Origin of the sequence: Microcystis sp. M113S1, from assembly GCF_020246945.1 — a bacterium.
Lineage (GTDB): Bacteria > Cyanobacteriota > Cyanobacteriia > Cyanobacteriales > Microcystaceae > Microcystis.
In genome coordinates, this window is the sequence record NZ_JADBSA010000407.1 from 1 (window position 1) to 7,739 (window position 7,739).

Genomic DNA, 7,739 nt, shown 5'->3' on the forward strand with positions numbered 1-7,739 from the left:
CATCAACAAGCTCTCAAAATTATTGGTAAAATTCTAGGTACTGACCACCCTAACTATGCTGAGTCTCTATATAATTTAGCCGTATTATATAGGTCAATGGGACAGTATGAGCAAGCTTTACCTCTCTCTCAACAAGCTCTCGAAATTACTGGTAAAATTCTAGGTACTGACCACCCTGACTATGCTACTTGTCTGAATAACTTAGCCCTATTATATCAGTCAATGGGACAGTATGAGCAAGCTTTACCTCTCTCTCAACAAGCTCTCGAAATTCACGGTAAAATTTTAGGTACTGACCACCCTAAGTATTCTACTTGTCTGAATAACTTAGCCCTATTATATCAGTCAATGGGACAGTATGAGCAAGCTTTACCTCTCTCTAAACAAGCTCTCGAAATTACTGGTAAAATTCTAGGTCTTGACCACCGTGAATATGCTACTTGTCTGAATAACTTAGCCCTATTATATCAGTCAATGGGACAGTATGAGCAAGCTTTACCTCTCTCTCAACAAGCTCTCGAAATTCGTGGTAAAAGTTTAGGTACTGACCACCCTGACTATGCTAATTCTCTGAATAATTTAGCCGTATTATATCAGTCAATGGGACAATATGAGCAAGCTTTACCTCTCTTTCAACAAGCTCTCGAAATTATTGGTAAAAGTTTAGGTACTGACCACCCCGACTATGCTGCTTCTCTGAATAATTTAGCCATTTCATACACAGCAACCAACCACCCAGAAGAAGCACTAAACCTGATGCAAGAAGCAGCGGAAATTGACTTAAAAACTATCTCGAAAATTTTTAGCATCAGCACCGATAAGCAACGCCTCAACTATCTTGCACAAAACTACTATAAAGTAGAAGCATTTCTCTCCCTAGTTTTCCGGCACTTTCCTAATAGCCCCGAAGCCGTACAATCTGCCTATAACCTCATTTTAAAACGAAAAGCGATCGCCACTGAAACCGCCATCCTGCAAAAAATCGCCCTATTATCCCAACAATACGCCCATCTTGCCCCCAAACTCCAACAATGGCAACAAATCAGACAACAACTCGCCAAACGCTGTTTTGAGCTACCCACCCCCGAACAACTCCCCTATTACCACCAAGAAATTAAATCCCTCGAACAACAAGCAGGAACCCTCGAACGAGAACTGAATATCCCCGAACTTAACCTAGAAAAAGAACTACTTAACGCCGATTTTCGCACTATCGCCTTAGAATTACCCCAAGGAACAACCCTACTCGAATTTATCCGGTTTAATAACCACAATTTCAAAGCAATTCCCGCTAACGGTGATGCTCTATCCTTTCCCCCTCGCTATCTCGCCTTTATCCTACCCGCCCAAGCCCCAGAACAGCTAACTATGATAGATTTAGGAGAAGCTGAACCCATAGACAAATTAGTGAAAGAGTTTCGGCAGTCGGTAGAAAACCCACGAGGATTAAGTGTTGCCGTATTTAAGAAAAAAGAGGATATACTGTCAAAAATTGAACTAAGCAAGCTTATTTTTCATAAAATCAATCCTTATCTCACCCAAGAATTAATTATCTGTCCCGATGGCGAATTAAACTGCTTACCCTTTGAAATCTTACCCACCGATAAAGGCGGCTACTTAATGGATGAATATCGCTGCAACTTCTTAAATGTAGGACGGGATATCCTGCGATTTAAAGCCAAAATTCCTGCGAAAGTCACCGCTCCCCTCGTTATCGCTAACCCTGACTATAACTTAGCCGGTTCCGAAAGCACGCCATCAACTGCCGAAAATAAGGAAAAATTCACCTTTAAACCATCCTTACGCGATTTAGCATCCTGTCGTCAAGGCCCGGTATTCCACTCCCTCCCCGGCACCGAAATCGAAGGGGAACAAATCGCTCGAATGCTCGGGGTTAAACCCGTTACCGCCGCCAAAGCTTTAAAACCCCTCGTCTCCAAAGTCCAAGAATCCCCGTTTATTCTCCATATTGCTACTCATGGCTACTTTCTCGGCGACATAACCCCCGAACTGGACACAATTAACCAAAACTTCCTGTTATCGGGTCTTTCCGCCTCGGAAAGATTCCAGGTCGGCACCCTGCAAAATCCCCTCTCGCGTTCGGGTTTAGCCTTTGCTGGAGTAAATACCATGTTAAACGGTGGTAAACTACCGCGAGAAGCCGAAGATGGCTTATTAACCGCCTTAGACGTGCAATCTATCAACTTAGCGGGGACAGAGTTAGTAGTAACCTCCGCCTGTGAAACCGCTTTAGGAGACATCTACACCGGGGAAACCCTCATCGGTTTGCGTCGGTCTTTCATCCAAGCCGGAGCGAAAACCGTCATAATCAGCCTTTGGAAAGTGGATGATGTGGCTACCACTATCTTAATGCAGTGTTTCTATTATTATCTCCTGAAAGCAAAACTTAGCAAAGCAGAAGCTTTGAGAAAAGCAAAATATGGCATCCAGCATCTCACCATCGGCAAAATGCGTCCTCTATGGCTGACCGAAGAAGCGATAGAATGGGCAGAAAAGCGTAGCAAAGGCGTTGCTACCCATTTACGAGAATTAAGTCAAAAATCTGATTTAGAACGCCCTTATGAAGCTCCTAAGTATTGGGCAGCGTTTATTTGTTTAGGGAATCCAGCCGGTCTTCCGCTTTTACCATTTTGACAGGCGAGCAAGGGACAAAATCTCAAAACCCACATTCCGCACCCTAAGAGGATGTTTGAAAAGTCAGGAGACCACTAGGGGTAGTGTAGAGATATAGATGTTCTAAGGGTAAGGAAGGCGACAACAGACCGAAAAGCCTATCCGGGAGACCTGACTCGATCGCAGGAATTTTAGACAGTCAATCGGTCAAAACCGCCACGATGACGATAGTTCCGGAATTTATCGGTTAGAAAGACCGCAGTTTCCCCGCGACCAACCCCATTCTTCCACTCCCACGGAAATTTGCGAACCGGGACGGACATCTCCTTTCGATAAGTCTATCAGAGTCACACTGACTGCGGCGAATAAACTGCCACGATAAATCGGTTGTCCTTTGTTGTTAGTATTTTTAAAACTAAGGCTAGAAACTTGGGGAGGTTGACCGGAACGCGTCCAGCGAATGCGTTCAAAACGTCCATTGAGAAATTCTGCCGAATAGGACCAACCGTTATTCATGCGACCTCGACAAAAAAGCTGTTGTGTGGCTACGGTAGCAGGAATATTGACAGATAAACTCAGAAGGCTGAATGAAGCGAGAGCGATCGGCAAAAATTTCATAAAAGTTGGCACTATAGCGTCAAATAATCCTATTATAAGTTTTTAGCTCGCAAATTTAACTATCGCAGCTGCGGTAAGTTCTGGTTTTTCGAGGTGGGGAACATGACCACAGTGAGGAATCCAGACCAGTTGATTATTGGGTAAGGCCTGCTGAAATATCTTCGCGTCTTTTGTGCCTAAAATTTGATCGTTTTCGCCCCAAATAATCAGCGTTTCTCGGTTTATTTGGCTTAATTTCGGCAAAAATCCCCCATAACCGCCACTTTTGGTAAAAGAGATTAAAGCCTCACTCCAGTGGGGACAATTCAGGTGCAGATTAGCACAGGTGCAAGCATCAACAGTGGCCAAAGTTTGATCAAAATAGGCGGTACGACTGATATTTTGACGCACGCGGGAATTGGCTAAAAAATTAGTTGCCCACTTATCGAGGGGAGAAAACATCAATTTACCCAAGACCGGGGGATTAGCTAGTCCTGCGCTGTCAATGAGGACTAATTTCGCCACTATTTCCGGGTAGGAGAGGGCAAAATCGAGGGCTACTGCACCCCCCATGGAAGCACCGACTAAAATTATCGGTTCGGCGATCGCAGTTTGCCAGAAATGGTAAAGATGGCTTTTAATAGTTTTCGGAGATACTTCCAAATCTGGCGATCGCTCAGTAAAACCGAAGCCGAGTAGATCTATCGCCCAACTTTCCCTATTTTGGGCGAGTAAAGGTAGTAAACGCCGAAATTCCAGCAGGGAACTATCAAAACCGTGTAGGAGGAGAAAAGGCGGTTGACCTTGCCCTTGTTGACTATAGGTGGTTAGGATCGATCGAGGATAGATAGGGCTATCGATGGCAATTTGCTGGATATTCTGGAGGAGAGCAAGGGAGGTATCTTCGCTCAATCCCTCGCTAACAGTGGGTAAAAAGTTAGGATAATTCACGGATGAGGGCGAAAGTTTGATGAGGCAACAGGCAAGGGGCAAGAGGCAAAAGGCAAGAGGTGTTTAGATATGTGTAGTTAATTAAACCTCTTGCATAATTAATTTTTGAGGGTTCAAAAACGGTAAAAATAAGGATTAAATTGCATAAAATCCTTAAATAGACCATTTAATTGATTATTATTCATTCTTAATTCTCCTGACTACTGACTACTGACTACTGACTCCCAACCCTAACAACAATTTTTGATTTTTACAAGAGGTCTATTGTCTCTAGATACAGATACTAATAGCTAATTTCGAGGGTGACAGCAGCGCGCAGGGTTTGTTCCCCTCCGATAACCGGGCTACTGGCAGCATCGGCACTCCGAAAAACCGCTTCTGAGCGGGCTATTGGCACGGGATTACCGGTATTACCCACTTGGATAGAAACCGTTTCTTTCGGCAATAAACCGAGGGCTTGTAACACGATTGTCGCCTGTTCTCTAGCTTGTTCCGTGGCTTTGATGAGAGCGGTTCTTTGGGCAGCTGCGATCGCTGATTCGCCAGCAGTAAAACTCACCCCATCGATGCGTGTTGCCCCGACTTTCACCGCTTCATCGATTAAACTCCCCGCTTCGGCTATATCAATCTGAAAACTAATCAAATTAGCCCCGATATAACCGATTAAACGTCTTTGATTGTTGCTGAAGTCGTAATTGGGCTGTAAACTAATGCCGGTGGTTTCCAATTTTTCCACTTGACGGGAACGGAGAAATTTAACTACCGCATCACTACGACTGGCGACTTCCCGCTGCACTTTCCCCGCTTCTTTGCCTTGAACTTCTACCCCTAAGCGCACTATTGCTTGAGAAGTGGCGATATTTTCTATTCCTTCTCCCGTCACGGTAATTGTCCTCAATTCTCTTTCGTTTGCGTAACTAGGCATAACTAATCCGGTGTTGATGAGGATAAGGGACAGCAAAAAAGCCAAGCAAAATTTTTTGTAATTCATCAAAAATCCCTAGCGATCGATACTATATTTCGATTCTAGCCTTTATTTTGGGCAATTGAGTGGAAGATTATCCCTTTTCTGTCACTTTCGGAATATTGGTGACTACGCTCTGGGAACTTGAGAAGATGCCTTTAAGCAAGATTGGTTCGTACACCGCTGCTATTGTACCTCATCTATACGATCAACGCTGTTCTTGGCATCAACGGGCCAGAGAAGTTACGTCCAGCCCTAAATGTCCTGCATTATCTTTAATTGAAACCTAGTTGATTAAAAAGATAAATGCTCAAAACTTGCTATGATCTAACAAGATTATTATTGTACTTTCTCGGCTTAATTATCCACTTCAATGACTCGCCAAATTCACGACCAATTTGCCAAGGAATATTTAGAGGAACTCTTAGCGTCTCTAGGGACGATTAAAAAGAGCAAGAAAGTCAAGAGTGAAGTCCAAGAAATCGATGTCTGGTTTGAACCAGCCAGTTCAGCATCAAGGACTGAATTACCCTTGGGGTTACTGGGTAAAATGGCGGCGACTTGCTGCTTATTTGAACCTTTCCGTAACCCACCCTCCGAGGTAGAGATTCGCAGTTGCATCTCAAAGTTATATGCGGTTCATGGCGAGGTCTTAAGGAAGGCGAAACGGACAAGCAAAACTCTAACAGAAGCTGAACTACCAGTTCTCTGGATTTTAACGCCTACTTTTTCAGCGAGAATGATTGAAGAATTCGTGGGAATCCCCCCTTCATTCCTACCGGAAGAGGGGATGAAAGAGGAGTGGGGAAGAGGAGTTTATTTTTCCCCTAGCCTGTTCAAAACAGGAATTGTTGCCATCCATCAATTACCAGTCAATGAGGAGACTTTATGGTTGAGGGTACTAGGGAAAGGCGGGACACAGAAACGAGCAGTAGAAGAATTAGTGCAATTGCCTGAAGGTAATCCTTTCCAAGAGAATTTACTGGAAATTCTGGCCAACTGGCGCTGCTAGTTTGGAATTAAGAGATAATTTAAGTACCGAAGAACAGGAGGACATTATGAACCTATCACCAGCTTATCTAAAACAACGGGAAGAGTGGAAACAAGAAGGGATACAACGAGGTTGTTTAGAAGGACAACTATCGCTGATAACCAGTCTTCTTGAAGGACGCTTTGGCAGCCTAGATACAGAATTATCTGGTCTGGTGGAACAGATTGTCCAACTTCCCGTCTCCGAACGCACCGGGTTACTTCTTTCTCTGGCGAATTTATCTCGCTCAGAACTGTTAGAAAGATTCAGGGAAAATTAAACTTTCAGTCCCAATCTCAAAAACAGACAATTAAAATTCCCGATCAACAATCATTTCCAAATCCTGAAGAACCTTATAGCGCTTTTCACGTTACTGAGGTATCGACAAGTTTTGCTAACAAAGGGTTTAAGCCCCTTGCCCATACCTCATTCTGATGAAAACTGCTATAAATGTCCTGCTTATTTTGCTAGACTAAAGAAGTCCCAATTCTTGATTAGCCTGAGATAGGAAGGATTATGGTCAATCAAATCAGCATTGTCATCTCCAAGAATCCCGACGGATATTCACTCAAATCTCCTGAATTAGCAGCAATTGATTACCAGGATAGCTCTCTAGAAGGCGTTTTAAATCGACTGAAAGATGCCCTGGAAACTCATCTGATGGCTTCTGATATATCTCAAGAGGAGACTGGAGAATCAATTTTAAAGATAGTTGATAGGTTGAATCTGAACTTCCCTGAAGAAGAACTTGAGCCGCTTCCATCTGACGGTGCAGAAGAGCATGACCATTATCTTTATGGGAGTCCCAAGAAAAGGCAATGAAACAAATTTTTGCCGACACTTTCTACTGGGTTGCTTTAATCAATCCCCAAGATAATTGGCATCAACGAGCCAGAGAAGTTACGTCCAGTCTCAAAAACGTTAAACTTGTAACGACGGATGAAGTTTTGGTAGAGCTACTGAATTTTATGTCAGTCCGGGGAGTAAATCGGAAGCGGCGTACTGTCGAATTTATCGATGATCTGCTCCAGAATCCCCGCCTTCAAGTCATTCCGCAAAACCGAGAATCATTCCTGCAAGGCTTCGAGTTATACCGCCGCCGTCCAGACAAAGAATATAGCCTGACAGATTGTATTTCATTGACATCCTCACCGCCGTAAAACGGACGGTGATTCCCAAACCTCACGATTTAGGTTTCTGCTTCTTTCCCTTGCGGGGTTTCGCACCTGCCGCCCCAGATTTACTCTGTTCTGGTCTTATGGTCGCTCTACAGACTGACACCGCAAGTCCTGCGGCCAAAATGTTTTTACTAGCGTTAATATCTCGGTCATGGTGAGTCCCACAGTCTGGACAGTCCCATTCTCGAACATCTAACGGCATTTTCTCAGCAATATACCCACAATTACTACACCGCTTAGAACTGGGAAACCATCTATCTATTTCGATGTAATTTCTCCCATACCAACGGCATTTATAGGCTAATTGTCGGGTAATTTCTCCCCAACTAACGTCAGATATTGCCTGAGATAATTTCGGGTTTTTGACCAGATTCTTGACGGCTAA

8 protein-coding genes and 1 pseudogene are annotated in these 7,739 nt (G+C 43.8%); 5 read left to right on the plus strand and 4 right to left on the minus strand.

Translation table 11 applies throughout. From position 1 onward, the window contains the following. Window positions 1-2,655, plus strand: a 2,655-nt coding sequence (locus IM319_RS20710) for a CHAT domain-containing tetratricopeptide repeat protein (RefSeq protein ID WP_287736755.1), incomplete at its 5' end; no start/stop codon positions are given. A 219-nt stretch (window positions 2,656-2,874) separates the two neighbouring features. Here IM319_RS20710 and IM319_RS20715 read toward each other — a convergent pair. The 3 genes from IM319_RS20715 to IM319_RS20725 all read right to left on the minus strand — a co-directional run bounded on the left by IM319_RS20715 (window position 2,875) and on the right by IM319_RS20725 (window position 5,173). Next, on the minus strand, window positions 2,875-3,252 hold the full coding sequence (locus tag IM319_RS20715) for a hypothetical protein (protein ID WP_287687454.1): 378 nt from the start codon (window positions 3,250-3,252) through the stop codon (window positions 2,875-2,877). 42 nt (window positions 3,253-3,294) lie between these two features. Beyond that, window positions 3,295-4,182, minus strand: a complete 888-nt coding sequence (locus IM319_RS20720) for an alpha/beta fold hydrolase (RefSeq protein WP_287736756.1) — start codon at window positions 4,180-4,182, stop codon at window positions 3,295-3,297. A 283-nt stretch (window positions 4,183-4,465) separates the two neighbouring features. Then, entirely contained in the window at window positions 4,466-5,173 is a 708-nt protein-coding gene (locus tag IM319_RS20725; protein WP_287736757.1) for an SIMPL domain-containing protein, read from the minus strand. A 125-nt stretch (window positions 5,174-5,298) separates the two neighbouring features. Between IM319_RS20725 and IM319_RS20730 the strand changes: the two genes are divergently transcribed. The 4 genes and pseudogenes from IM319_RS20730 (at window position 5,299) to IM319_RS20745 (ending at window position 7,336) form a co-directional block, all read left to right on the plus strand. Next, window positions 5,299-5,436 (plus strand): hypothetical protein, encoded by a 138-nt coding sequence (locus IM319_RS20730; protein ID WP_287736758.1) that lies wholly within the window; start codon window positions 5,299-5,301, stop codon window positions 5,434-5,436. Between the two features lie 83 nt (window positions 5,437-5,519). Beyond that, window positions 5,520-6,456 (plus strand): annotated as a pseudogene (locus tag IM319_RS20735) (hypothetical protein). Window positions 6,457-6,692: 236 nt separating this feature from the next. Then, window positions 6,693-6,998: a hypothetical protein gene (locus tag IM319_RS20740; protein WP_002752790.1), complete on the plus strand. Its 306-nt coding sequence runs from the start codon at window positions 6,693-6,695 to the stop codon at window positions 6,996-6,998. Continuing rightward, a complete protein-coding gene (locus IM319_RS20745; protein ID WP_287687460.1) occupies window positions 6,995-7,336 on the plus strand; it encodes a type II toxin-antitoxin system VapC family toxin in 342 nt (113 codons plus the stop codon). Before IM319_RS20740 ends, IM319_RS20745 begins: the two co-directional genes overlap by 4 nt. A gap of 22 nt (window positions 7,337-7,358) precedes the next feature. Here IM319_RS20745 and IM319_RS20750 read toward each other — a convergent pair. Next, window positions 7,359-7,739: RNA-guided endonuclease TnpB family protein (locus IM319_RS20750; RefSeq protein WP_287736759.1), on the minus strand; the 381-nt coding region annotated here is incomplete at its 5' end.